This window comes from Pusillimonas sp. MFBS29, assembly GCF_020687695.1.
Taxonomy (GTDB): Bacteria; Pseudomonadota; Gammaproteobacteria; order Burkholderiales; family Burkholderiaceae_B; genus Pusillimonas_C.
In genome coordinates this window covers 71,394-93,472 of record NZ_JAJEWL010000009.1, presented here as the reverse complement: position 1 = coordinate 93,472, position 22,079 = coordinate 71,394, and the positions used below count along the sequence as shown (strand labels likewise).

Sequence of the window (22,079 nt, the reverse complement as noted above, 5' to 3'; positions counted from 1 at the left end):
AATAAAGCTGCCTTTTCTTTTGCGCGCTCGCTTCATTATTTTAAGTATGTTCAATATGCCCAAACGGTATTAGGCTGCGCTTAATAATTTCTTTTGGTCATGTTAAATTACACGTTTGGCCAAAAGCCTGCATCGCCAAAAGCGCACTCGACATCACCCTGTTACGCCTAAGTTTGTATTTTGATCCGCCTAGAAAATATCCGTAAAACCTATGAATCACCTGGTCGTGTCATGCACGCCCTGGATGGTATCGACCTGCATGTCAGGCAGGGCGAGGTGTTCGGCATCATCGGGCGTTCGGGGGCGGGCAAAAGCACCCTGATACGGATGCTCAATTTGCTTGAACGCCCTACGCAGGGCCAGGTCTGGGTACGCGAACAAAACATCACCGCACTGAGCGAGGCGCAACTGCGACAGTTCCGGCAGGGCGTGGGTATGGTGTTTCAGCATTTCAATTTGCTGCGCTCACGCACTGTCATGGACAACGTCTGCTTTCCGCTACGACTTTCCGGCATGAGCCGGAAGCAGCAAATCGAACGGGCGCACGAAGTGCTTGCTCTGGTGGGGCTGACTGAACATGCCCGAAAATATCCGAGGCAATTGTCGGGCGGGCAGCAGCAGCGGGTGGGGATTGCCAGGGCGCTTGCCAGCCGTCCCGAGCTGTTGCTGTGCGACGAGGCGACCTCGGCTCTGGACCCTGAAACCACTCAGTCCATCTTGCGGTTGCTGCTCGATATCAACAAACGTCTGGGCCTGACCATCGTGCTGATTACGCATGGCATGGATGTCATCCGTACCGTATGCGACCGTGTGGCGGTTATCGATGCCGGGCGCATTGTCGAGTGCGGTGAAGTTCTCGATGTCTTTCTGCATCCGCAGCATGCGGTCACGCAGGCGCTGTTGTCCGAGAGCGGCATGGACGCCGAAGGCTGGCGCGAGATGGCACAAGGCATTTCAGGCCGGCTGGTCAGGCTGAGTTTTCGTGGTGACGCGACCTTACAACCCATGCTCAGTCGCGCCAGCCGCGAACTCAATCTTGATCTGAGCATTCTGCAGGGCTCGGTCAGCCGCATCAAAGATACCCCCTACGGCCAGCTGGTGCTGTCGATACAGGGCGATGCCCAGGCGCAAGACCGGCTCGCCGGTCTGTTTGCCGCGCAGGGGGTGCAATGCGAGGAGCTCAAGCCATGATATTTGCCAATATGGACTGGGCCCTGATAGGTGAAGCGACCATCGACACCCTGCTCATGACCGGTTTCTCGTTGCTGTTTACGATTCTGATAGGCCTGCCGCTGGGCATAGTGCTGTTCCTGACCAGCAAGAACCAGATGCTGGACAACCGTCCCGTTTATCAGGTCTTGTCGTTTGTCGTGAATGTGTTGCGGTCGGTGCCTTTTCTGATTCTGTTGATCGTGATGATTCCCATGACACGTATTCTGGCGGGTACCTCACTGGGCGTGGAAGGGGCGGTGCCGCCCCTGGTCGCCAGTGCTGCACCTTTTTTCGCACGGCTGGTCGAGAATGTATTGCGTGAGCTGGATCCTGGCGTCTCTGAAGCGTGCCGCGCCATGGGTGCAAACTCAAGGCAGACCGTATTGTGGGCGCTCGTGCCCGAAGCCACCACCGGTATTGTGGCTGCAGTAATCGTGACGGCCATCGCGCTGGTCGGATACTCGGCCATGTCGGGCGTTATCGGCGGAGGGGGCCTGGGTGACCTGGCTTTGCGCTTTGGCTATCAGCGCTATCAGACTGACGTCATGATCGTGACGGTCGTCATACTTGTTGTAATGGTTCAGTTATTGCAGGTTTTTGGTGATCGCCTGGTGGCCAGGTTGAACCGGAAATAATATTTTCAAGGAGTTAAGCATGTTTTTGAAGAAAATCGTCTCCGTCGCTGCTGGTTTTGCGCTGCTGGGCAGTGCTGCCTTGCATGCGGAAACGCTTAGTGTTGCTGCAACGCCGGTGCCGCACGCCGAATTGCTGGAGCTGGTCAAGCCAGTCCTGGCCAAAGAGGGTGTCGAGCTGGATATCAAGGTGTTTACCGATTATGTGCAGCCCAACCAGCAGGTGGCTGATGGTCAGATCGATGTGAATTTCTTTCAGCACCAGCCTTATCTGGACTCCTTCAACAAAGAGCGTAAAACAGACCTGGTCACCGTCGGCCTGGTCCATGTAGAGCCTTTTGGCGCGTACTCCGACAAGATCAAGAACGTTGCAGACCTGAAAGAGGGGGCGCAGATTGCTCTGCCTAACGATCCGTCCAACGGTGCCCGTGCATTGTTGCTGCTGCAGAAACAAGGTCTGATCAAACTGAAGGATCCGGCGAATATCCTGGCGACCTCGCGTGATGTTGTTGAGAATCCCAAGAAGCTCAAATTCCGTGAGCTCGAGGCTGCAACGCTGCCGCGTGTCCTGCCTGATGTTGACCTTGCCCTGATCAATACCAACTATGCGCTGGAAGCCGGCTTGAACCCGGTCAAGGACGCCCTGTTCATCGAAGGGGCAGACTCACCCTATGCGAACATCGTTGTCACCACCCAGGCCAGGAAGGATGACGCGGCAGTCAAGAAGCTGGTGCAGGCTCTGAACAGTGACGAGACACGCAAGTTCATCGAAGAAAAATACAAGGGTGCCATCGTTCCGGCCTTCTGACCGGCATCAAACCTGACCCATGCAAAGCGGCTTAAAGCCGCTTTTTTTCGGTTACCATACGCTGTAACGTCTGTTGTCATAAGCAACAGAGCGCGTCATAGCCCCATTGCAGGGCACCCGTCGTCCATTACAAGGAGTCAATATATGATCAAAAATAAAATGCTGGCAGGTTTGGCCGGCCTGGCCCTGGCACTGGCCTTGCCCGCTGGCAGCGCAATGGCACAAGACAAAGAATTGCTGGTTGCAACCGATACCGCCTTTGTCCCTTTTGAGTTCAAGCAAGATGGCAAATATACGGGCTTCGATATCGAGCTGTGGGAAGCCATTGCCCAGGAAGCCGGCCTGAAGTACAGCCTGCGCCCCATGGATTTCAATGGCATTATCCCTGGCCTGCAAACCCGTAACGTCGATGTTGCCCTGGCAGGTATCACCATACGCGACGACCGCAAGAAGGTCATTGATTTCTCCGACCCCTACTACGAAAGCGGCCTGGCGCTGCTGGTCAGCAAAGACAACAACGCCATCACCAAGGCACAGGATCTTGACGGCAAAATGGTTGCGGTCAAGATAGGCACTGCAACGGTCGATTACCTGAAGGAAAACGTTCCCGGGGCCAAGCTGAAACTGTTCCCCAATATCGACAACGCCTTCCTTGAACTGGCCACAGGGCGCGTGGATGCTGTTGTACACGACACACCCAATCTTCAGTATTTTGCCAAGACTGGCGGTAAAGGCCGCGTCAAAGTCGTGGGTTCGTTGAAAAGCGGCGACTTTTACGGCATTGGTTTCCCCAAGGGAAGCGAGCTGGTCCCTGTTGTGAACAAGGCGCTCAAAGCCTTGCAAGACAATGGCAAGTACGATGCCATCTACGAAAAATGGTTCGGTCAGAAGGTCCAGTAATCTGACCCAACCTGGTACGGCGATCAGGTGTTTCTTGCACCGGATCGCCGTTTTTTGTTCGGAACGGCGCCTGCTGCAGCTGCGCGGCGCCCATTTTTAAAGGCGATTACCGTGACTTTTGAATGGTCAGTCATTTGGGATGCAATGCCCAGCCTGCTTGAAGGCGCAAAAATGACGATAAAAATCACCTTGCTGGGCTTGATCGGCGGTACCTTGCTGGGTTTTCTGACGGGCGTGATCACGACTTACGTCAAGGTGCTGGTTACCTGGAAAACAGCAGCTATCGCCGTCGCTTCCCTGATTGCACTTTACATACTGCTGCAGCTTGCTTCGTGGCTGGGCGGAACCGTATTGTCGGGCGTGCCCGACTGGGCCTGGCTGGCCATACAGATAGTGGTGGCCGTGCTGCTGCTGCTACGTTTTGCAGCTTATATACCGGTGGCCCTGTCGTTTCTGGCGCAACTGTACATTCTGGTTATCCGTGGTACGCCGATCGTGGTGCAGGTCATGTTCATCTATTTTGCCCTGCCATTGATATTTGGCTGGCGCATAGATGCCGTGCTGGCTGCCATTTTCACCCTGGTCATCAACTCGGGTGCCTATATTGCAGAAATCGTGCGCGGTGCCTTGCAATCTGTTCCCAAAGGCCTGAAAGAGGCCGGTGAGGCCATGGGCCTGCCGTTCTACAAGGTACTTGCCTATATCATTGGGCCCGTTGCGTTGCGCCGCATGATACCGGCCATGGGTAACCAGTGCATCATCAGTCTTAAAGACTCATCCCTGTTTATCGTAATTGGCGTTGCCGAGCTTACGCGCCAGGGTCAGGAAATCATTGCGGGCAACTTCCGCTCGGTCGAGATCTGGGGTGCCGTCGCAGTGCTCTACCTGATCCTCACCGGCATCATTGCGCTCACGCTCAAATTCATTGAACACAGGACGCAAATCGTATGAGCATTGTTGAATTCAAAAATGTCGTCAAGCGCTTTGGAAGCAGCACAGTCCTGAATGGCATAGACCTCACCATAGAGAAGGGCGAAGTGGTTGTCGTGGTGGGCCCGTCCGGCTCAGGCAAGTCCACGCTTCTTCGCTGCATCAATGTGCTGGAACACATAGAAGAGGGCGACATCATCGTCAATGGCCTGAGCGTGCGTGGCAGCGGGCCCGAGGTCCGCGAGCTGCGTCGCGAAGCCGGTATGGTGTTCCAGCAGTTCAATCTTTTTCCTCAGCTGACCGCCCTGGAAAATGTCATGTTCGGGCCCGTGCACACGCGTGGCGTCAGCAAGTCACAGGCACGCGAAGAGGCCAAGGCTTTGCTTGACAAGGTGGGCCTGGCCGAAAAAATGGGCAATTATCCCGGCCAGCTTTCGGGCGGACAGCAGCAGCGTGTTGCCATTGCCCGGGCGCTGGCGATTCGTCCCAAACTCATGCTGTTCGATGAGCCGACCTCGGCGCTTGATCCCGAACTGCGTCACGAGGTGCTGAAGGTCATGCAGGACGTTGCCGAAGAAGGCATGACCATGGTGGTGGTTACGCACGAAATGGAGTTTGCCCGCAAGGTCGGTACCCGCCTGATTTTCATCGATCAGGGCAAGATTGCCGAAGATGGTCCTCCGGCCGAGCTCCTGAGCAATCCTCCCAGCCAGAGGCTGAAAGACTTTCTGCAGCACGTGGCCTGATCAGATAACCAGCCTGTAAAAGCAGAGGGGCCTGGCTTTACCGGCCAGGCCCCTCTGCTGCGTTTGTGCCTTTTACCTGACGACTCGTATGGTGCGCGTGCCAACCACCTTGTCGGAGTCGTTGCGCATGATCTTGATTGTGACTTCACGGGGAGTGAAGCCTTCTGGCATGGTGGCGTTTCCATCTACATGGGTGTAGCGCTCGAGCTCCAGGTCAAAGGGGGGGAGGTCAATGTGGCCTGACTTCCGGTTGCTGTAGCGCCCGGCTACGGTCAGCTCGACCTTGCCCTGGAACAGTGCGGTTTTTCCTTCTTCCTGCATGACCAGAAACTCATAATTCAGCAGGTCTTCACTGCTGGTGAACGATGCAGCGCGGATGCCGGGCGAAGTACCCCGTGGATCGGGGGGCATGGCCTGGGCAAACATGGCAATATCTTTTTTGGCCTGTTCCAGCTGTTCCTTGGCGCTGGCAAGCTCGGTTGCCTGCGATGCAAGTTGGGTGCGTACTTCAGCCAGTGTGCGGGTTTCGCGGCTGAGATCGGTTTGCAGCCGCTGTTTGTCCATGTTGGCGCTGTTCAGGTCGTAGTGCAACTGTTCGGACTGTTGCACCGTCAGGCGCGTAGGGCCATAGCTTTTCTGCAGAAACAGCAGGCCGCCGGCACCCAGCACCACGCCAGTAAGCATCAAGACCAACCATCTGGGGATGCGGCGTGTGCGGCGGGTTGTGCCGTATGCCGTGGGCTTGAATACATGGCGCTTGGAGGAACCGAACATGGGTAATTATTTCCTGTATTGCAGTGCGGCGTGCTGGTGAATCTGGCCGCGAAAAAACGTTAAAGAATAGTCTGTAAGCACTGGGTCCGACAATCCCGGCGGGGTTTGGTTTCGCTTTGAAGGGTTTTGTAATAATAGCGTGCCGTGTCTCACAGGCAAAAGCGTAGCATGCCTGCACGCTGCAGGCATACCCGCCTGTTATTGAATTGACCCGCGCGAAAGCCGTTGGTCAAGCTCGGCCAGGCGTTCGGGCGTACCCACATCGACCCATGCTCCCGGGTGATGGCTGCCTATTACCTGTTGTCGCAGCATGGCCTGGCGCAACAAGGGCGCCAGCGCTGCGGGCTGCCCGGGTGGCAAGTCTTTGAACAAAGTGGGCAGATAGATACCGATGCCGGCAAAGGTCAGTGCGGTGCCTTCCGTGTTGGTGCCCGGATGCATGAGCAGGCCGTTGGCGCATAATTGAAAATCACCCGCCGGATGATGGGCGGGGTTATCGACCATAAGCAGCCATGCCTGCCTGGCCTGCCGCTTCAGGTCAGCGGCGATGTCGATGGCCCGGGCGGGATCCCAATCGCACCAGACGTCACCATTGACGACTAAAAAGGGGGCGTCGTCAAAAAAAGGCAGTGCTTGTGCAATGCCGCCAGCCGTTTCCAGGGGCAGAGGCTCCGGTGAATACACGATGCGTGCACCCAGCTGGCGCCCGTCATCCAGTGCCTGCTCTATCTGCTCGCCCAGCCAGGCGTGATTGATAATCAGCTCGGTGATGCCCGCCCTGGCCAGGCGCTCTATGTGCCAGACGATGAGCGGCTTGCCGTTGACTTTCAGCAGCGGCTTCGGAGTGTGATCGGTCAGGGGCCGCATGCGCTCGCCGCGGCCCGCTGCAAGAATCATGGCTCGCATCAGAAGGTGTACCCAACGCTGATCTGGCGGTTCTCGAGTTTGTCCAGCAGGCGCAGGAGCGGGCGGAATGCGTTGTAGCGGCTTGCTACTTGCCTTGCATAGGCATTCACGCGCGGGATGTGATCCAGGTAGTGATGCTTGCCGTCCCGGTGTGAGAGCCGGGCGAAGACACCCAGTATGCGCAGGTTACGCTGCAGGCTCATGTATTCGTACGCCTGGTGGAAATCGGCGAAATCGGATGCCACCGGCAAGCCTGCCGCCCGGGCTGCTTCCCAGTAGCGTATCGCCCAGTCCAGTTGCTGTGGTTCTTCCCAGGTAGTGCGTGCGTCCATGACGAGCGAGGCAATGTCATAGGTAATCGGGCCGGCCAGTGCATCCTGGTAATCGATGACGCCAGGCAGGCCGTCGTGGCTGACCATAAGGTTGGGCGAGTGGAAGTCGCGATGTACGAACACATTGGGTTGCCGGACGTTCTCGGTGACGAGCAGCTCGAAGATGCCGTGCAATGCTTGCAGTTCGGTATCGTTCAAGCTTGCCTGGCAATGGCGCTGGGCATACCATTCCGGAAAAACGGTAAGCTCTTGTGACAGCCGCTCGATGTCGTAGGCGGGCAGTCCCGATACGGGCGTATGCTGCATTTGGACCAGGGCCTTGAGGGCATTGCGATACAAAGTTTGCAACTGGGTGTCGTCGAGGCCGGCCTGTATTGCCTGATAATACGTCTGGTCGCCGAGGTCTGACAGCAGCAGGAAGCCTTCATCCAGGTTTTGTGCCAGCACTTTAGGCACCTTGACGCCGGTCTGAGCCAGCAGCCCGGTTACATGCAAGAATGGACGGCAGTCTTCTTGTTGCGGTGGTGCGTCCATGACTATCGCTGTGCCGGATCCGGCCTGCAGGCGAAAATAGCGGCGAAAGCTGGCATCACTGGATGCCGGCTGCAGCGTGGCGACATCCAGGCCGCGTGCACCAGCGATATCGTGCAGCCACAGGCTCAGTGCGGCAAGACGGTGGTCGGTGCGATTATTCAAGGTTGGTTCCATGGTTTGCAGTTGAAGGTTGGGTCAGTCATAGGGCGTCGATGCGCCATGCGGGCGCCGGCTTCTCTATAATACCGGCTCGCTTATCGTTGCGGTTTGGCAACTATGCCAAAATATGGTTTGTTTTCAGGAGTCACTACCCTCGTGCGTTTGCTTTGGTGGGCATTTATTATCGCTTTCAGCGGCGTCTCGACGGCGCAGGCCCAGACGTCTGCGCCGCAGGACGGTGTCCGCATCGCCCCGGGCCAGCTGACGGTGGCGCCCAATCTGCGCATTCATCGAAATATAGCCGATGAAGACATGTCTTCTTTTCTGGTTGCCGACAAAATGGAAACCGATGAGAACGGCAAGGTCATCTTGAGCGGCTCGGCAGAGGTCAGACGCATAGATTCGGTTGTGAAGGGTGACCGTATCGAGTACGAGCGTTCCAGCGGTCAGGTTCAGGTGCGCGGTAACGGCCTGATCATGCGTGATGCCAGCATTGTGACGGGCCCTGAACTCAATTACAACCTGAATAAAGAAACCGGTGAAATAAACGATCCCAACTTCTGGCTGGGGGCGTCGGGTGGTTCCGGTACGGCCAGCAGGGCGCAGATCTTCAGCAAAAGTACCATGCGGCTCTCTGATGTGAATTATTCGGGCTGTCCCTGCCCCGAGCCTGCCTGGTATATCAAATCGCCTCGGGTCGACATGGATTTTGACGAGAATGAAGGTATTGCGCGCCATGGTGTGCTGTACTTCAAAGACGTCCCCATCCTGTATTCGCCCTGGCTGAGCTTTCCCCTGAAAAAAGAGCGTAAGTCAGGGTTTTTGATTCCGACTTACGGCATGTCCAGCAACAGCGGGCTCGAGTTATCGGCGCCGTATTACTTCAATATCGCACCTAATTACGATGCCACCCTGACGCCGCGCTATCTGAGCAAGCGTGGACTGCAGTTGGGCGGAGAATTCCGCTATATGGGTGAACGCTACAGCGGCGCGCTGGAAGGCACTTATCTGCACGATGACAAGGACACCGGCGAGCGTCGCTGGTTGTTCATGGCGCGCCATGCGCATGCGCTGGGGGGCGGCTTGAGCGCGTCCTACGATATCCGCCGGGTCTCCGATGACGACTACTTCCGTGATTTCTCTACATTCGGGCTGAACGAATCGACCAATAATTATCTGACCAGCCGGGCGGGGCTGGACTGGTCCGGGTACAAGTATTTCAGAGCATCGCTGGCAGCATACAAATACCAGACCTTGCAGGATGCAACGACCGGCTATGTGGCGCCCCAATACGACAAGCTGCCTGAGCTCTACGTGGGCGCAGCCAGGTACAACTGGAACGGCTTTGACGTCAAGTCTGACAATTACGTAACCCGTTTCCGCATGCCGTTCTATTCGGGCTCGCTTCAAGAGTTCGATGCCTATCGGGACCGCAGGATTGCACCGGACGGAACACGTTTTTCGTCTTATTCGACCATTGCATTTCCCGTCGTGCGTGCCGGTTGGTATGTAACGCCCAAGTTCGGCATGCACCTGAGCCAGTACAACACCGAGTGGTACGCCGATGAGCCTGGGCGTGGGGTCTATAACGCCTACCCCGGGACACAATCGCGAGCCGTTCCCGTGCTGTCACTCGATTCGGGCATGACTTTCGAGCGCAACACCACACTGTTCGGCAACAAATCCATCCAGACGCTTGAGCCCCGGGTTTACTACTTGTATGTGCCGTATCGGGACCAATCGCAAATTCCTGTCTTCGATACCGACATTGCCACATTCAACTTTTCCCAGGCGTTCAACGAGAATCTGTTTACCGGAGGCTGGGACCGTATCGCCAATGCAAACCAGGTCACGCTGGGTCTGACCACCCGCTGGCTGGACGAGGAAACAGGTTTCGAGCGTCTGTCGCTGTCAGCCGCACAACGCTTGTATTTTGATGACCAGAAAGTTGCGCTGCCGGGTGGGCGCGGCTTGCGTACCGATACCAAGTCAGACTACCTGGTGGGTATGAATGCTGCCTTGACCGACACGTTGAACGTACGCTTTGATGCGCAATTCAATCCCGAATCAAATGACCGCAACCGCATGTCGGCCGGCTTCCGCTGGACACCCAAGCGCCTGACCACGTTGTCGGCCTCTTATCGCTACGAGCGCGACCAGAACATGCTTTTGCCCGCTTACGGTGATAATCCCAACTACGAAGACCGGACGCGTGAGCAAGTCAGCGTGTCTGCGCAGTGGCCCTTGACCAACAAGCTTTACGCCATGGGTCGCTACGATTATTCTTTGCAGGAAAAACGCGGTACCCAGTCAATACTGGGTCTGGAGTATAAAGGCGATTGCTGCTGGACAGCGCGTGTCGTGGTCCAGCGCTATGCCGTATCAAAAGAAGATGCCAACAGTGCCGTGTTCTTCCAGCTCGAGCTTTCCGGGCTGGGATCGCTGGGCACTGACCCTATGCGTTTATTGCGTGACCGCATCATAGGATATGAGTCGGTGACGCCTTCAATACCGGATACAACCACCTTCGAGAGGTATGAGTAATGCGTAGTTTTTACGCTAATCGCTGGATAGCTGGCATGTTGATGTGCATTATGGGTGCACTGTTGTCGGCAACAGGCACGGCGGCTGAGAAGGCCAGGCAGCCGGCATCGCCACAGTTTGTCGATGGGATTGCTGCCGTGGTCAATCGGCAGGTCATTACGCTGCAGCAGGTCAACAGCCGCGCCGCCCAAGTGCAAAAGCAGATGCAAGCCCAGAAGATCCCCGTACCTGAGTTTTCCGTGCTGCAGAAGCAGGTATTGCAACGCCTGATCATGGAAGAGCTCGAACGGCAGGAAGCAGAACGCTTGGGTATCAATGTGACCGACGCACAGGTGATGCAAGCGGCGCAAACCGTTGCCCAGCGTAACCGCATGACGACCGAGCAGTTGCGTAAAGAAATCGAAAAGACGGGTGAAACATGGGATGGCTACCTGAGCAATTTGCGCCAGGAGGTCCGCACCGACTTGCTGCGGCAGCGCACCGTAGACAGAACCATTGTCATTTCCGACGCCGAGATCGATGCTTTCCTCAAGAGCCAGGGGCAGTCTGCGGCGCCAACGCCTCAGCAAAGCGCGGCACAGCCCACGCCCCAAGCCGCGCCGGTGCCGACCGGGCCGCAGATTCTGGGGCTGGCACAGATTCTCGTCGTGGTGCCGGAAGGGGCCCGAACGGCCGAAGTGCAGGAGCTGCGTAAAAAGGCCGAGGGCTTGCTGGCACAGGTGCGGGGCGGAGCCGATTTCGGCGGCGTGGCTGCGGCATCGTCCGATGGGCCGCAAGCGCTGCGCGGCGGTGAACTTGGCGTCCGTCCTCTGGATGGCTGGCCGGATCTGTTCATTCAGGCTACCCGGAATCTGCAGGCAGGCCAGATCAGCGAGATCGTCCAGAGCGGCAACGGCTTTCATATCCTGAAAGTTCTCACACGAGGCCAGCCGCAGCGCGGCAGTGCGCCGCCTTCACCGTCCGGACCGCCGCCTGCCATGGCACAGCAGCAACCGGCCATACCGGAAGGCCCCATGATGGTGACCCAGACACACGCCCGTCATATCCTTATCAAGACCACTCAGGTCATGTCCGACGAGGCAGCCCGAACCCGTCTGGCACAGTTGCGCCAGCGCCTGATCAACGGCGAGAGCTTCGAATCCCTGGCTCGACGTTACTCCGAGGACGCGTCGGCACCGCAGGGCGGCGATCTTGGCTGGCTGACGCCGGGCGAGACCGTACCAGCGTTCGAGCGGGCCATGGACGCACTGGAGCCAGGCCAGATCAGCGAGCCCATACAGTCGCAGTTTGGCTGGCACCTGATTCAGGTTGAAGAACGTCGCACCAAAGACATGGAAAATGAATTCCGCCGCATGAAGGCACGCCAGCTGTTGTTCCAGCGTCGTGTAGAGCCAGCATTCGAAGACTGGCTCAGCCAGCTGCGCGGACAGGCATATATCGATAACCGCCTTGACCCGGCCTCGAATCGCGGACGTCGTTAATTATTTATGGCACATCAGGCTCGCAAACGCTTCGGCCAGCATTTTCTTACCGACGAAGGTGTCATTGACGCCATCGTGCGGGGCATAGATCCCCGGCGCGATGACAAGATGATAGAAATAGGCCCGGGGCTGTCCGCCCTGACGGGACCTTTGCTGAACGCACTGGATCACCTGACGGTCGTGGAAATCGACCGGGACCTGGCTGCACGCCTGCGCAGCAGCCACTCTCCCAAGCGCCTGACGGTTATTGAGCAAGACGCCCTGACAGTTGATTTTTCTGCCTTGGGCAACGGCTTGCGGATCGTTGGCAATTTGCCATACAACATTTCCAGTCCGTTGTTGTTCCATCTGATGAGCAGCGCGGAACAGGTGCGCGATCAGCATTTCATGCTGCAGCGTGAAGTGATTGACCGCATGGTGGCGCAGCCGTCGTCGGCCGATTATGGCCGTTTGTCGGTGATGTTGCAGTCGCGCTACCGCATGGTCAAGCTGTTCGATGTGGATCCTGAGTCGTTCGATCCGCCGCCCCGTGTGGTGTCAGCAGTTGTGCGCATGGTGCCTTTGCCCGAGACGCGTCACAAGCCCGCGAGTGCCAAGGCTTTCGAGCAGGTCGTGGCGCGTGCTTTTGCGCAGCGGCGCAAGATGCTGCGGCGGGGTCTGGCAGACTGGACGCCTTCGATAGACTGGGATGCGCTCGGCATTCCTGCCACGGCGCGGGCCGAAGAGTTATCGGTGGAGCAGTTCATTCTGCTGACTGATCACTTGCTGGATAAGGGTGTGTTGGCGGGGTAGCCGTCTGTTTTTTATTGCTGCCCTTTTGGTTTCTTAAGCAAGGTTACCCAAAGAACCAGTAGCACGCTGCGATGGCGGCGGTGATGCCTGCCAGATCGGCGATCAGGGCGCAGCCTACGGCGTGGCGGGCTCGCTGGATGCTGACTGCACCGAAATACACGGCCAGCACGTAGAACGTGGTTTCAGTGCTGCCTTGTATGGTGGCCGCAACAAGGGCGGGGAAGCTGTCGGGCCCGAAGTGCTGCATGGTTTCTATCAGCATGGCGCGTGCGGCACTGCCTGAAAATGGCTTGACCAGTGCCGTTGGCAAGGCGTCGACAAAGCGACCGTCCAGGCCAAAGGCCTGCACCGCCCAACGTATGCCATCGAGTGCGACATCCAGAGCACCCGATGCGCGCAGCACTCCTATTGCGCAGAGCATGGCGACCAGATAGGGCAGCAGATTCCTGGAAACTTCGAATCCGTCTTTCGCGCCTTCCACAAAGCACTCATAGACGGCGATCTTCTTGCGGGCTCCGGCCAGCAGGAAGATCATGATGATGCCGAACAGCGTCAGATTCCCCAGTAACGATGAGGTTGCGGCGATGGCGGCACTGCTTAAGGTTGCCAGCACAGCCATGAAGGTGCCCAGGATGAGCACCAGGCCGCCCAGCCACATCAGTACGACCGGATCGTACAGCTTCAGCCTTTGCATGAACGCCACCGACAACAGGCCGGCCACGGTAGATGCCGAGGTGGCCAGCAGTATAGGCAAAAATACCATGGTGGGGTCGGGAGCGCCTTGCTGTGCGCGGTACATGAAAATGGTGACCGGCAGCAAGGTCAACGACGACGCGTTCAGCACCAGAAACAGAATTTGCGCGTTGCTTGCCGTGTCGGGCCTGGGATTCAGGGTCTGCAGCTCCTTCATCGCGCGCAAACCTATTGGTGTTGCAGCGTTGTCCAGCCCCAGTCCGTTTGCGGCGAAGTTCAGGGTGATCAGGCCCAGGGCCGGGTGGCCTGGTGGCACTTCCGGCATCAGCCGGCTGAACAGGGGGCTCAGCCAGCGCCCGAGCATGTCGACCAGGCCGGCGGCCTCGGCGATACGCAGGAATCCCAGCCATAGTGTCAGGGTGCCGAACAGCAGGATCATCAACTCGACCGACAGCTCGGCCATGTCGAACAGGCTGAGCACAATGCGCGAGAAAACCTCGGGATCGTGAAGAAAGATCCATTGGTACAGCCCCGACAGCGAAGCTACGACGAAAAAAGCAAGCCAGAGCGTGTTGAGCATAGAGCGTCGCTATGAATTTTGTGGCGGTACGGAATTGTCGCAGACTTCTGCCTTCGGGGGCGCAGGTTTGATCGAGGTCCTGTACGCCCCTTGGTATTTCGGGGGATAATGTCCGTGACTGCACATCGTTGTAAAAGGAAGCATCATGAACTGGAGAGCCTGGCGTCGTCAGTGGCTTACCGAGCCTTTATACCGCATGGCCCGCGATGCCATGCCGAGTTTGTCTCCTACCGAACAGCAAGCCATCGAAGCAGGTGATGTCTGGTGGGACGCCCAGCTTTTTTCCGGCAGGCCCGACTGGCGCATGCTGCTCGATGTTCCTCCTGTGGCACTCACCACCGAAGAACAGGCCTTTATCGACGGTCCGGTGGCGCAGTTGTGCAAGATGCTGAACGATTGGAACATCAACTGGAAAGATGCCGATCTTCCCGCGCAGGCCTGGGATTTCCTGCGTCAGCAGGGTTTCTTTGGCATGATCATTCCCAAAGAATATGGCGGTCTGGGTTTTTCCGCTTATGCCCACTCCGAGGTCGTGCGTCAGATTTCCGTGCGCTCCGTGACGGCAAGCGTCACGGTCATGGTACCTAATTCGCTGGGCCCGGGCGAACTGCTTATGCAGTTCGGCACGCAAGAACAACGCGAGTACTGGTTGCCGAGGCTGGCGCGCGGCGAAGAAATTCCCTGCTTTGGCCTGACCAGTCCCGAGGCAGGTTCCGATGCTGCTTCCATGACCGACACGGGTGTGGTTTGCCGGCGTGAAATCGACGGTGTCGAAACACTGGGCATATTGCTCAACTGGCGCAAGCGCTACATTACTCTCAGTCCCGTTGCCACCGTGCTGGGTCTGGCTTTCAAGCTGTCCGACCCCGATGGCCTTATTGGCGAGAACAAAGAGCCGGGTATTTCGGTCGCTCTGATCCCGGTGAACTTGCCTGGGGTGGTCACCGGACGCCGCCATTTGCCTGCCATGCAGGCATTCCAGAACGGCCCGACCGAAGGGCATGATGTTTTCGTTCCGCTTGATGCCCTGATCGGTGGTGTCGAGCAGGCCGGCCAGGGCTGGCAGATGCTCATGAGCGCCCTGGCTGCCGGACGGGGCATTTCCCTGCCGTCGCTGTCGGCAGCGGCATGTACTTTTTCAGCCCATACTGCCGGTGCGTATGCGCGTGTACGCACCCAGTTCGGCATACCGGTGGGCAAGTTCGAAGGTGTCCAGGAAAGACTTGGGCACCTGGCCGCCAACGCCTATCTCGTTGAAGCCGCGCGTCGCTTTACTTGTGCGGGCATAGATCAGGGCTACAAGCCTTCAGTCGTGTCTGCCATCATGAAGCTGCATGCAACGGAACGCATGCGGGTATCGGTGAACGATGCCATGGACATCCATGCAGGCAAGGCAGTGATCGACGGACCATCCAACTACCTGGGCAATCTGTACCGTGCCGTGCCGGTTGCGATTACTGTCGAAGGCGCCAATATACTTACCCGCAGCCTTATAGTGTTCGGGCAGGGCGCCATACGGGCTCATCCCTATCTTATGGACGAAATCGTGGCCATAAGCAATAGCGACCAGACTGCCGGAGAAGACGCCTTTGATGCCGTCATCTGGAGGCATCTGGCGCATAGCGCCAAGAACGCGTTGCGAGCCGTGGGTACTGCCTGGACGGCAGGCGTGTTTACGCGTGCACCCAAGGCAGCCGGAGCCGTTGCGCCGTATTTCAGAAGTCTGAACCGTTATGCGGCGGCGTTTGCCCTGATTTCCGAAGTCACGCTGCTTACCCTGGGTGGTTCGCTCAAACGCAAGGAAATGCTGTCGGCGCGTCTGGGCGATATTCTGGCCGAACTGTTTCTGGTATCGGCGGTGCTGAAGCGCTGGCTCGATGAAGGCAAGCACGATGCAGATCTGCCGCTGGTGCGACTGTGCTCCTTGCAAAGTTTTGCCACCATAGAAAAGCGGCTGGACGACGTCCTGCTCAACTTTCCGTCCCGCGCCATGGCCTGGACCTTGCGGGCTATGTTGCTGCCAGTGGGTTTTCGATCGCCACCACCCTCCGACAAGGTGATTGCGGCCTGCGCAAACATTCTGCTTGAACCCTGCGATGCTCGCTCGCGCCTGGTGGGTGAAGTCTGGGAGGGTCACGACAGCCCTAGCGTCGAACTGCTGGAGCGTGCCTTTGAACTGATCAACGAGGTTCAGCCACTGCTTGATCGCATCAGGCATGCGGGTCTGAAAGACTGGCGCCTGGCCCACGAGAAGGGTGCGATCACTGACGGGCAGGCGGCAAGGCTGCAGGCTGCCGAGCAGGCGCTGGAACAGGTCATCGAAGTCGATGATTTCGCCCCGGAAGACCTGTCGCGCAGCTAGCTGTTCTTAGTCGTTACGATCTTTTTTCTGGATCAGCTCGATTTTGTAGCCATCGGGATCCTCTACAAAGGCAATAACGGTCTGGCCATGTTTCATGGGGCCGGCTTCGCGCACCACGTTGCCGCCTTTTTCCTTGATGCGGGCACAGGCGTCGTAGGCATTTTCAACCTCGAGTGCAATATGACCGTAGCCGTTGCCCAGGTCATAAGACGAGGTATCCCAGTTGTGCGTGAGCTCAATAACGGCGCCTTCGCTTTCTTCCTGGTAGCCCACAAACGCCAGCGTAAATTTGCCGTCGGGATAGTCTTTGCGCCGTAACAGCTTCATGCCGAGTACGTCGGTATAAAAGGCAAGCGAGCGATCCAGATCGCCCACGCGTAGCATGGTATGCAGTAAACGCATCAAAATCTCCTTGATGGTTGGGTTGGTGAAATGCCTGGTTCGCCTTAAATCAGGGGCAGGGAACCAGGGTTGTGTTGTCTGAGGGCATCGCGTGCCTGCTCAAAGCCTGGGAGTATACGTTCGACTTCACGCCAGAAATCCTTGCTGTGGTTCAGCTCCCGCAGATGCGCGATTTCGTGCGCAATCACATAGTCGATGATGTCAGGCTGAAAGTGTATCAGGCGCCAGTTAAGCATAATGTTCCCGTCACTGCTGCAGGAACCCCAGCGCGTTGCGGCCGATGACAGTCGCCATCGTCGCATGGTCAGATTGCTGACTGCCAGAAAATGCCGCAGGCGCTCGTCGAACCAGGCCTGGGCCTGCTGCTGCAGCCATACGTGGGCGCTGTCACGTATGCGGTTCCGGTCTGCATCAAGAGGCAGTGGCAGAAAGAGTGCGTCGTTGTCCCGGGGGGTAAAGCGAACTCCGGCAAATCCTGCAGCCCTGCGCGTGTTGTCCAGTGTCAGCACAATGCGCTTGCCCATATAGGGAATGCGTCCGCCGTGATGCCATTGGGCTTCCGCCGTTTCCAGCTGCTGCTGGCGGGCCTGGCTAAGGCGCAGTTTTTCCAATACCCATGCTGATTTTTCGATGACGGCGGCGTCGATCTGGCTTAAGGTGATCCAGTTTGGGGCTCTGACTTGCAGGCCGTCGTCATTGATGGTCAGCCCTATGCTTTTGCGTCTTGACCGTTGCAGCACATAACCGATTTTCTGTTCCGGGGCCTGCACTTCCCGCCAGCGGCAACCCGCGGGTAAGGACGGCGGGCAGCTTATTGGCACTATCGATAAGGGGCGGGCAGCCGGGGCCGGTGGCGGAACCGGCTGTGTCTCGGGCGGATCAGAGAAAAACAGCTCAAGTTGCTTGATCAGGCCCATATCGTTCAGGATTCAGTATGCGCATTTCAGATTCGATCCAGTCACGAACCTTCTGATTGACCGCTTCGGCTGTCAGGCCTGCAGGATCTATGGGTGGCCCTATGGATACGGTAACGAGTCCGGGCTTTTTGATGAAGGCATTGCGGGGCCAGCACTCGCCTGCATTGTGTGCGACCGGAATAATGGGCGTATTGGTGCGTGTTGCCAGCAGGGCTCCGCCCAACTTGTAGCGACCAGCTTTGCCGGGCGCGATGCGTGTTCCTTCGGGAAACAAAATCGGCCAGCGTCCCTCATTGATACGCTGCTGGCCAGTGCGTACGACCTGTTCGAATGCGTCGCGCCCCTTGCTGCGGTCTATGGGTATCATGCGCAGCAAGGCCAGTCCCCAACCGAAGAATGGCACCCAGTGCAGCTCCTTTTTGTAGACGAAGCACAGCTCGCGCGGCATATAAGCCGGAAAGAACAGCGTTTCCCAGGCTGACTGGTGTTTGGACAGCAATATGCCGGGGCCATCGGGCAGGTTCCCGGCGCCTTTTATCTGCCAGCGTATGCCAAGTATGACTTTGGCGCCCCAAACCCCCAGGCGTGGCCAGCCGGCCGTCAGCCGGTAACGCCAGTGCAGGGGCAAGGGAGACCACAGTATGCAGGCAAATGCGTAGGGGATGACGGTGACGATCAGAAAGAGCTGATAAAGCGTGGCGCGGGCAATGGCCAGGCTGTGTTTGAACATATCTATTCCTCGGACAGCCAGGTATTCACTACGGCTGCCAGGTTGTCGGCGATGCGGGTTCCGGCGGGTAAGTCGCCTTTGTCCAGGGTTTTGCGTCCGTTTCCGGTCATGACCAGCCACGGTGTGCATCCGGCTTCTGCTGCGGCCTGAAGGTCGCGCAAGGAGTCACCCACGGCAGGTACGCCGGCAAGATCGGGCAGATCGTAGCGGCGTGCAATATCGAGGAACATACCGGGCCTGGGCTTGCGACAGGTGCATCCGTCGTCCGGCCCGTGCGGACAGATGAAGATGGCCTCGACCATGCCGCCGGCCTGAACGACCTCGCGCCGTAATTTTGCGTGTATGGCATTGAGCGTGTCCATGCTGAACAGGCCGCGTGCGATGCCGGACTGGTTGCTGGCGATCACCACGCGCCAGCCCGCCCGCGACAGGCGGGCGATGGCATCTACGCTGCCCGGCAGCGCGATCCATTCGTCAGGGCTTTTGACGAAGGCGGGGCTGTCTTGGTTGATGACGCCGTCGCGGTCGAGTATGGCGAGCTTCACTGGGCCAGCCTGGAAATATCGGCCACCTGGTTCATGGCACGGTGCAAATCATTCAGGAGCGCCAGGCGGTTGGCACGTACGTCGAGATCTTCGGCCATCACCATGACATCGTTGAAAAACGCATCGACTGCGTCTTTGGCCTGTGCCATGGTTGCCATGCTTGCGCTGAAGTCACCTTGGGCAAACTGGGCCTGCGCCTGCGGTGCAAGCCTGGTAATCGTGTCGGCCAGGGTCTTCTCGGCGGGCTCGGACAGGCGGGCGTAATCAAGGCTGCCAGGCTCGGCGTCTGCCTTCTTGAGCAGGTTGCTGATGCGCTTGTTGGCTGCCGCCAGGCTGGCAGCTTCGGGGCGCCGGGCAAATGCTGCGCAGGCGGCGCTGCGTGCCTGCACCTGATGCAGGGCCGGCTTCAGGGCCAGTACGGCATCGATAACGTTGCGATCGACGTCCTGGCTTAACTGGTTGCGATAGCGTTCATAGATGAAAGCCTGCACCTGCTCGGCCGTGTCATGCGCAATGACGCCCAGATCGAAGGTGCCGATCGCCTGGGCAAGCAGGTCGTGAAGGTTCAGCGTTTCGGTGTCGCTGATGACAAGATAGCCGCCCGCATGCAGTTGTTCGAATGCACTGATCAGGCCCAGCGCGGCACGACGCAAGCCGTAGGGGTCGCGTTCGCCGGTGGGTACCAGGCCTATGCCCCAGATGCCCAGCAAGGTCTCGACGCGCTCGGCCATGAAAAGAATGGTGGCGGTCAGGGTTTCCGCCTGAACTGGTGCATCGAGGCGAATGCGGTATTGACTTCTGATGGCCCGCACGACGTCGTCGGGCTCGCCATCGGCTGCGGCGTAATAGGCGCCCATGATGCCTTGCAGCTCGGGGAACTCGTTGACCATATTGGAGGTCAGGTCGGCCTTGGCCAGCAAGGCCGAGCGGCCGGCAAGGGCAACATTGGCACCCAGCTGCTCGGCAATATGGCGCGATACCTTGCGCACGCGCTCGACGCGGTTCAGTTGTGTGCCCAGTTTGTTGTGATACACGCTGGAGGCAAGCGCCACCACGCGATCGGCCAACGGTGTTTTCAGGTCGGTCTGGAAGAAGAACTGCGCGTCTGCAAGGCGAGGGCGCACCACGCGCTGGTTGCCTTCGATGATGTGCGAGGGATCCTCGGTTTGCATATTGCTGACGATCAGAAAGCGATGTGTCAGCTTGCCTGTGCCGGGCTCAAACAGCGGAAAATACTTCTGATTCAGGCGCATGGTCAGAATCAGGCACTCGGGCGGTACATCAAGGAATTGTTGTTCGAACTCGCCGACGTAGACGGTCGGGTGCTCGACCAGTGCGGTTACCTCATCGAGCAATGCGATGACCTCGGGGTCGGTACCCAGCGTAGCTCCGAGAGCCTGGGCGTGTGCTTGCAATTGCTGGTCGATGAGTGCGCGGCGTTCCGTAAACGAGGCGATGACCTTGCCATCGTCGGACAGGCGCTGCTCGTAGCTATTGGGGTCGTTCAGTTCAATTTCACCGTGTGACATGAAGCGGTGACCCAGTGTCGTGCGACCGGCTGTAAGGCCAAGCGCCTGCACATTGATGACCTGGTCACCCCACAGCGCAACAAGCCGGTGCGCCGGCCGGACAAACTTCACGCTGCTTACGCCGTCGGCGAGCTGATAGCGCATGACCTTGGGTATGGGCAGGTGTGTGATGGCGTAGTCCAGCGCTTCCTGGAGGATGGGATCGAGCAGGGCGCCGCAGCTGACACCTTGCGCATACAGGTAGTCTTGCTTGCCGTCAGACTCGCGTATCAGGTCGGCCGCCGTCAGGTGCTCAAGATTTTTGCTGGCCAGTTTCTTGGCCAGGGCGGGTGTGATTTCACCGGCTTCGGTCAAGCCGATCTTGGCCGGCATGAGTTTTTCGGTAAAGTTCTGGTCGGGTGCCTGGCCAAGCACTGCGCTCAGGCGTACTGCCAGGCGCCGTGGTGTGGAGAAATCGGTAACCGTGCAGCCGTCGGGCAGCAGGTGATGCTGATCCAGTATTTTGTGCAGGCCTTCGGCAAATGCCAGGCCGAGCTTTTGCAAGGCCTTGGGCGGCAGCTCTTCGGTCAGCAGCTCGATCAACAGCGGCCGGTTCTGTACGGCGGAAGAGGCGTTCGTCATTATTTGGCCTCCGTGCTGATTGGCTGGGCAAGCATGGGGAATCCTAGTTTTTCGCGTGAGTCAAAGTACGCCTGTGCGACCGTGCGCGACAGGTTGCGGATGCGGCCTATGTAAGCGGCGCGCTCGGTGACGCTGATCGCGCCTCGTGCATCCAGCATGTTGAAGGTGTGGGCGGCCTTGAGCGTTGCCTCGTAGGCCGGCAGGGCCAGTGGAACGGTGATCAGGCGCTGCGCCTCGGCTTCGTAGTCGTTGAAATGTCCGAACAGCATGCTGGTGGATGCGTGTTCGAAGTTATAGGTGGATTGCTCGACCTCGTTCTGGTGGAACACGTCGCGATAAAGTACGCGGCCATTGGGAGAATCGGTCCAGACCAGGTCGTAGACGCTTTCCACGCCCTGCAAATACATGGCCAGGCGCTCCAGGCCGTAGGTGATTTCGCCCGTTGTGGGCGTGCAGTCCAGGCCACCCACCTGCTGGAAGTAGGTGAACTGGGTGACTTCCATGCCGTTCAGCCATACTTCCCAGCCCAGGCCCCAGGCGCCAAGCGTGGGATTTTCCCAGTCATCTTCCACAAACCGGATATCGTGCTCCTGGGGGTTGATACCCAGCGCCTGGAGCGAGCCTATGTACAAATCGATGATTTCTGGCGGTGCGGGCTTGAGCACCACCTGGTACTGGTAATAATGCTGCAGGCGATTGGGGTTTTCGCCGTATCGGCCGTCTTTGGGGCGCCGTGAAGGCTGCACGTAGGCGGCACGCCAGGGCTCCGGGCCTATCGAGCGCAAGAAGGTTGCGGTATGCGAAGTACCTGCGCCAACTTCCATGTCGTAGGGTTGCAGCAGGGCGCAACCGTGTCTGTCCCAATATTGCTGTAGCGTTAAAATGATTTGCTGAAAAGTGAGCATGAGCGAAAGCCAGTAAAGCGATAAGCCGCAAAAGTTTTCAATTTT

General features: G+C 58.1%; 20 protein-coding genes. 10 read left to right on the top strand and 10 right to left on the bottom strand.

The features are described 5' to 3' along the window. Nucleotides 1-180: 180 nt before the first annotated feature. The 6 genes from LKR43_RS13870 (at nucleotide 181) to glnQ (ending at nucleotide 5,228) form a co-directional block, all read left to right on the top strand. Complete coding sequence (locus tag LKR43_RS13870; protein WP_227684743.1) at nucleotides 181-1,191, top strand: methionine ABC transporter ATP-binding protein; 1,011 nt, start codon at nucleotides 181-183, stop codon at nucleotides 1,189-1,191. Continuing rightward, nucleotides 1,188-1,847, top strand: a complete 660-nt coding sequence (locus tag LKR43_RS13865; protein ID WP_227684741.1) for a methionine ABC transporter permease — start codon at nucleotides 1,188-1,190, stop codon at nucleotides 1,845-1,847. Before LKR43_RS13870 ends, LKR43_RS13865 begins: the two co-directional genes overlap by 4 nt. 19 nt (nucleotides 1,848-1,866) lie before the next feature. Beyond that, nucleotides 1,867-2,652 carry a MetQ/NlpA family ABC transporter substrate-binding protein gene (locus LKR43_RS13860; RefSeq protein ID WP_227684739.1) on the top strand — a complete coding sequence of 262 codons (786 nt, stop codon included), beginning with the start codon at nucleotides 1,867-1,869 and terminating at the stop codon, nucleotides 2,650-2,652. Nucleotides 2,653-2,796: 144 nt separating this feature from the next. Then, nucleotides 2,797-3,552 carry a glutamine ABC transporter substrate-binding protein GlnH gene (glnH, locus tag LKR43_RS13855; protein ID WP_227684737.1) on the top strand — a complete coding sequence of 252 codons (756 nt, stop codon included), beginning with the start codon at nucleotides 2,797-2,799 and terminating at the stop codon, nucleotides 3,550-3,552. 111 nt (nucleotides 3,553-3,663) lie between these two features. Then, nucleotides 3,664-4,503 carry an ABC transporter permease subunit gene (locus LKR43_RS13850; protein WP_227684734.1) on the top strand — a complete coding sequence of 280 codons (840 nt, stop codon included), beginning with the start codon at nucleotides 3,664-3,666 and terminating at the stop codon, nucleotides 4,501-4,503. After that, entirely contained in the window at nucleotides 4,500-5,228 is a 729-nt protein-coding gene (gene glnQ / locus LKR43_RS13845; protein ID WP_227684733.1) for a glutamine ABC transporter ATP-binding protein GlnQ, read from the top strand. Before LKR43_RS13850 ends, glnQ begins: the two co-directional genes overlap by 4 nt. Before the next feature lie 72 nt (nucleotides 5,229-5,300). Here the strand turns inward: glnQ and LKR43_RS13840 are convergent, their stop codons facing one another. The 3 genes from LKR43_RS13840 to LKR43_RS13830 all read right to left on the bottom strand — a co-directional run bounded on the left by LKR43_RS13840 (nucleotide 5,301) and on the right by LKR43_RS13830 (nucleotide 7,948). After that, nucleotides 5,301-6,002, bottom strand: a complete 702-nt coding sequence (locus LKR43_RS13840) for a DUF6776 family protein (protein WP_227684731.1) — start codon at nucleotides 6,000-6,002, stop codon at nucleotides 5,301-5,303. A 198-nt stretch (nucleotides 6,003-6,200) separates the two neighbouring features. Further along, nucleotides 6,201-6,908, bottom strand: a complete 708-nt coding sequence (gene murU, locus LKR43_RS13835; protein WP_227684729.1) for an N-acetylmuramate alpha-1-phosphate uridylyltransferase MurU — start codon at nucleotides 6,906-6,908, stop codon at nucleotides 6,201-6,203. Beyond that, on the bottom strand, nucleotides 6,908-7,948 hold the full coding sequence (locus LKR43_RS13830; RefSeq protein WP_227684727.1) for an aminoglycoside phosphotransferase family protein: 1,041 nt from the start codon (nucleotides 7,946-7,948) through the stop codon (nucleotides 6,908-6,910). Before LKR43_RS13830 ends, murU begins: the two co-directional genes overlap by 1 nt. A gap of 141 nt (nucleotides 7,949-8,089) precedes the next feature. Between LKR43_RS13830 and LKR43_RS13825 the strand changes: the two genes are divergently transcribed. Genes LKR43_RS13825 through rsmA form a run of 3 tightly spaced genes read left to right on the top strand, consistent with a single transcriptional unit; the run spans nucleotide 8,090 to nucleotide 12,750 of the window. Beyond that, nucleotides 8,090-10,477 carry an LPS-assembly protein LptD gene (locus LKR43_RS13825; protein WP_227684725.1) on the top strand — a complete coding sequence of 796 codons (2,388 nt, stop codon included), beginning with the start codon at nucleotides 8,090-8,092 and terminating at the stop codon, nucleotides 10,475-10,477. Beyond that, nucleotides 10,477-11,958: a peptidylprolyl isomerase gene (locus LKR43_RS13820; protein WP_227684723.1), complete on the top strand. Its 1,482-nt coding sequence runs from the start codon at nucleotides 10,477-10,479 to the stop codon at nucleotides 11,956-11,958. The genes LKR43_RS13825 and LKR43_RS13820 overlap by 1 nt, the downstream gene beginning before the upstream one ends. Before the next feature lie 6 nt (nucleotides 11,959-11,964). Beyond that, entirely contained in the window at nucleotides 11,965-12,750 is a 786-nt protein-coding gene (gene rsmA / locus LKR43_RS13815) for a 16S rRNA (adenine(1518)-N(6)/adenine(1519)-N(6))-dimethyltransferase RsmA (protein ID WP_227684722.1), read from the top strand. A gap of 43 nt (nucleotides 12,751-12,793) precedes the next feature. Here rsmA and LKR43_RS13810 read toward each other — a convergent pair whose 3' ends face one another. Beyond that, nucleotides 12,794-14,023 carry a nucleoside recognition domain-containing protein gene (locus tag LKR43_RS13810; RefSeq protein ID WP_227684720.1) on the bottom strand — a complete coding sequence of 410 codons (1,230 nt, stop codon included), beginning with the start codon at nucleotides 14,021-14,023 and terminating at the stop codon, nucleotides 12,794-12,796. 124 nt (nucleotides 14,024-14,147) lie between these two features. On the opposite strand from LKR43_RS13810, the gene LKR43_RS13805 reads away from it, so the two are divergent. Continuing rightward, the gene (locus LKR43_RS13805; protein WP_227684819.1) at nucleotides 14,148-16,385 is read left to right on the top strand and encodes an acyl-CoA dehydrogenase; all 2,238 of its coding nucleotides are present in this window, start codon (nucleotides 14,148-14,150) and stop codon (nucleotides 16,383-16,385) included. A 6-nt stretch (nucleotides 16,386-16,391) separates the two neighbouring features. Here LKR43_RS13805 and gloA read toward each other — a convergent pair whose 3' ends face one another. From gloA to glyQ, 6 genes are read right to left on the bottom strand one after another with little or no spacing between them, the layout of a single operon-like run. Further along, complete coding sequence (gene gloA / locus LKR43_RS13800; RefSeq protein WP_227684713.1) at nucleotides 16,392-16,787, bottom strand: lactoylglutathione lyase; 396 nt, start codon at nucleotides 16,785-16,787, stop codon at nucleotides 16,392-16,394. Nucleotides 16,788-16,831: 44 nt separating this feature from the next. Beyond that, entirely contained in the window at nucleotides 16,832-17,704 is an 873-nt protein-coding gene (locus LKR43_RS13795; RefSeq protein ID WP_227684711.1) for a M48 family metallopeptidase, read from the bottom strand. Further along, nucleotides 17,682-18,434, bottom strand: coding sequence for a lysophospholipid acyltransferase family protein (locus LKR43_RS13790; protein WP_370632123.1), 753 nt, complete (start codon nucleotides 18,432-18,434; stop codon nucleotides 17,682-17,684). The genes LKR43_RS13795 and LKR43_RS13790 overlap by 23 nt, the downstream gene beginning before the upstream one ends. Nucleotides 18,435-18,436: 2 nt before the next feature. Continuing rightward, nucleotides 18,437-18,979 (bottom strand): D-glycero-beta-D-manno-heptose 1,7-bisphosphate 7-phosphatase, encoded by a 543-nt coding sequence (gene gmhB, locus LKR43_RS13785; RefSeq protein ID WP_227684709.1) that lies wholly within the window; start codon nucleotides 18,977-18,979, stop codon nucleotides 18,437-18,439. Then, entirely contained in the window at nucleotides 18,976-21,129 is a 2,154-nt protein-coding gene (gene glyS, locus LKR43_RS13780; protein ID WP_227684707.1) for a glycine--tRNA ligase subunit beta, read from the bottom strand. Before glyS ends, gmhB begins: the two co-directional genes overlap by 4 nt. Next, nucleotides 21,129-22,034, bottom strand: coding sequence for a glycine--tRNA ligase subunit alpha (glyQ, locus tag LKR43_RS13775; RefSeq protein ID WP_227684705.1), 906 nt, complete (start codon nucleotides 22,032-22,034; stop codon nucleotides 21,129-21,131). Before glyQ ends, glyS begins: the two co-directional genes overlap by 1 nt. Nucleotides 22,035-22,079: the final 45 nt, after the last annotated feature.

Coding starts and splice junctions, on each gene's coding strand:
- glnQ (WP_227684733.1), top strand. CDS start 4,500: ATGAGCATTGTTGAATTCAAAAATGTCGTCAAGCGCTTTGGAAGCAGC.
- glnH (WP_227684737.1), top strand. CDS start 2,797: ATGATCAAAAATAAAATGCTGGCAGGTTTGGCCGGCCTGGCCCTGGCA.
- LKR43_RS13860 (WP_227684739.1), top strand. CDS start 1,867: ATGTTTTTGAAGAAAATCGTCTCCGTCGCTGCTGGTTTTGCGCTGCTG.
- gloA (WP_227684713.1), bottom strand. CDS start 16,787: ATGCGTTTACTGCATACCATGCTACGCGTGGGCGATCTGGATCGCTCG.
- glyS (WP_227684707.1), bottom strand. CDS start 21,129: ATGACGAACGCCTCTTCCGCCGTACAGAACCGGCCGCTGTTGATCGAG.
- LKR43_RS13830 (WP_227684727.1), bottom strand. CDS start 7,948: ATGGAACCAACCTTGAATAATCGCACCGACCACCGTCTTGCCGCACTG.
- rsmA (WP_227684722.1), top strand. CDS start 11,965: ATGGCACATCAGGCTCGCAAACGCTTCGGCCAGCATTTTCTTACCGAC.
- LKR43_RS13795 (WP_227684711.1), bottom strand. CDS start 17,704: ATGGGCCTGATCAAGCAACTTGAGCTGTTTTTCTCTGATCCGCCCGAG.
- glyQ (WP_227684705.1), bottom strand. CDS start 22,034: ATGCTCACTTTTCAGCAAATCATTTTAACGCTACAGCAATATTGGGAC.
- LKR43_RS13810 (WP_227684720.1), bottom strand. CDS start 14,023: ATGCTCAACACGCTCTGGCTTGCTTTTTTCGTCGTAGCTTCGCTGTCG.
- LKR43_RS13820 (WP_227684723.1), top strand. CDS start 10,477: ATGCGTAGTTTTTACGCTAATCGCTGGATAGCTGGCATGTTGATGTGC.
- murU (WP_227684729.1), bottom strand. CDS start 6,908: ATGCGAGCCATGATTCTTGCAGCGGGCCGCGGCGAGCGCATGCGGCCC.
- LKR43_RS13865 (WP_227684741.1), top strand. CDS start 1,188: ATGATATTTGCCAATATGGACTGGGCCCTGATAGGTGAAGCGACCATC.
- LKR43_RS13840 (WP_227684731.1), bottom strand. CDS start 6,002: ATGTTCGGTTCCTCCAAGCGCCATGTATTCAAGCCCACGGCATACGGC.
- LKR43_RS13790 (WP_370632123.1), bottom strand. CDS start 18,434: ATGTTCAAACACAGCCTGGCCATTGCCCGCGCCACGCTTTATCAGCTC.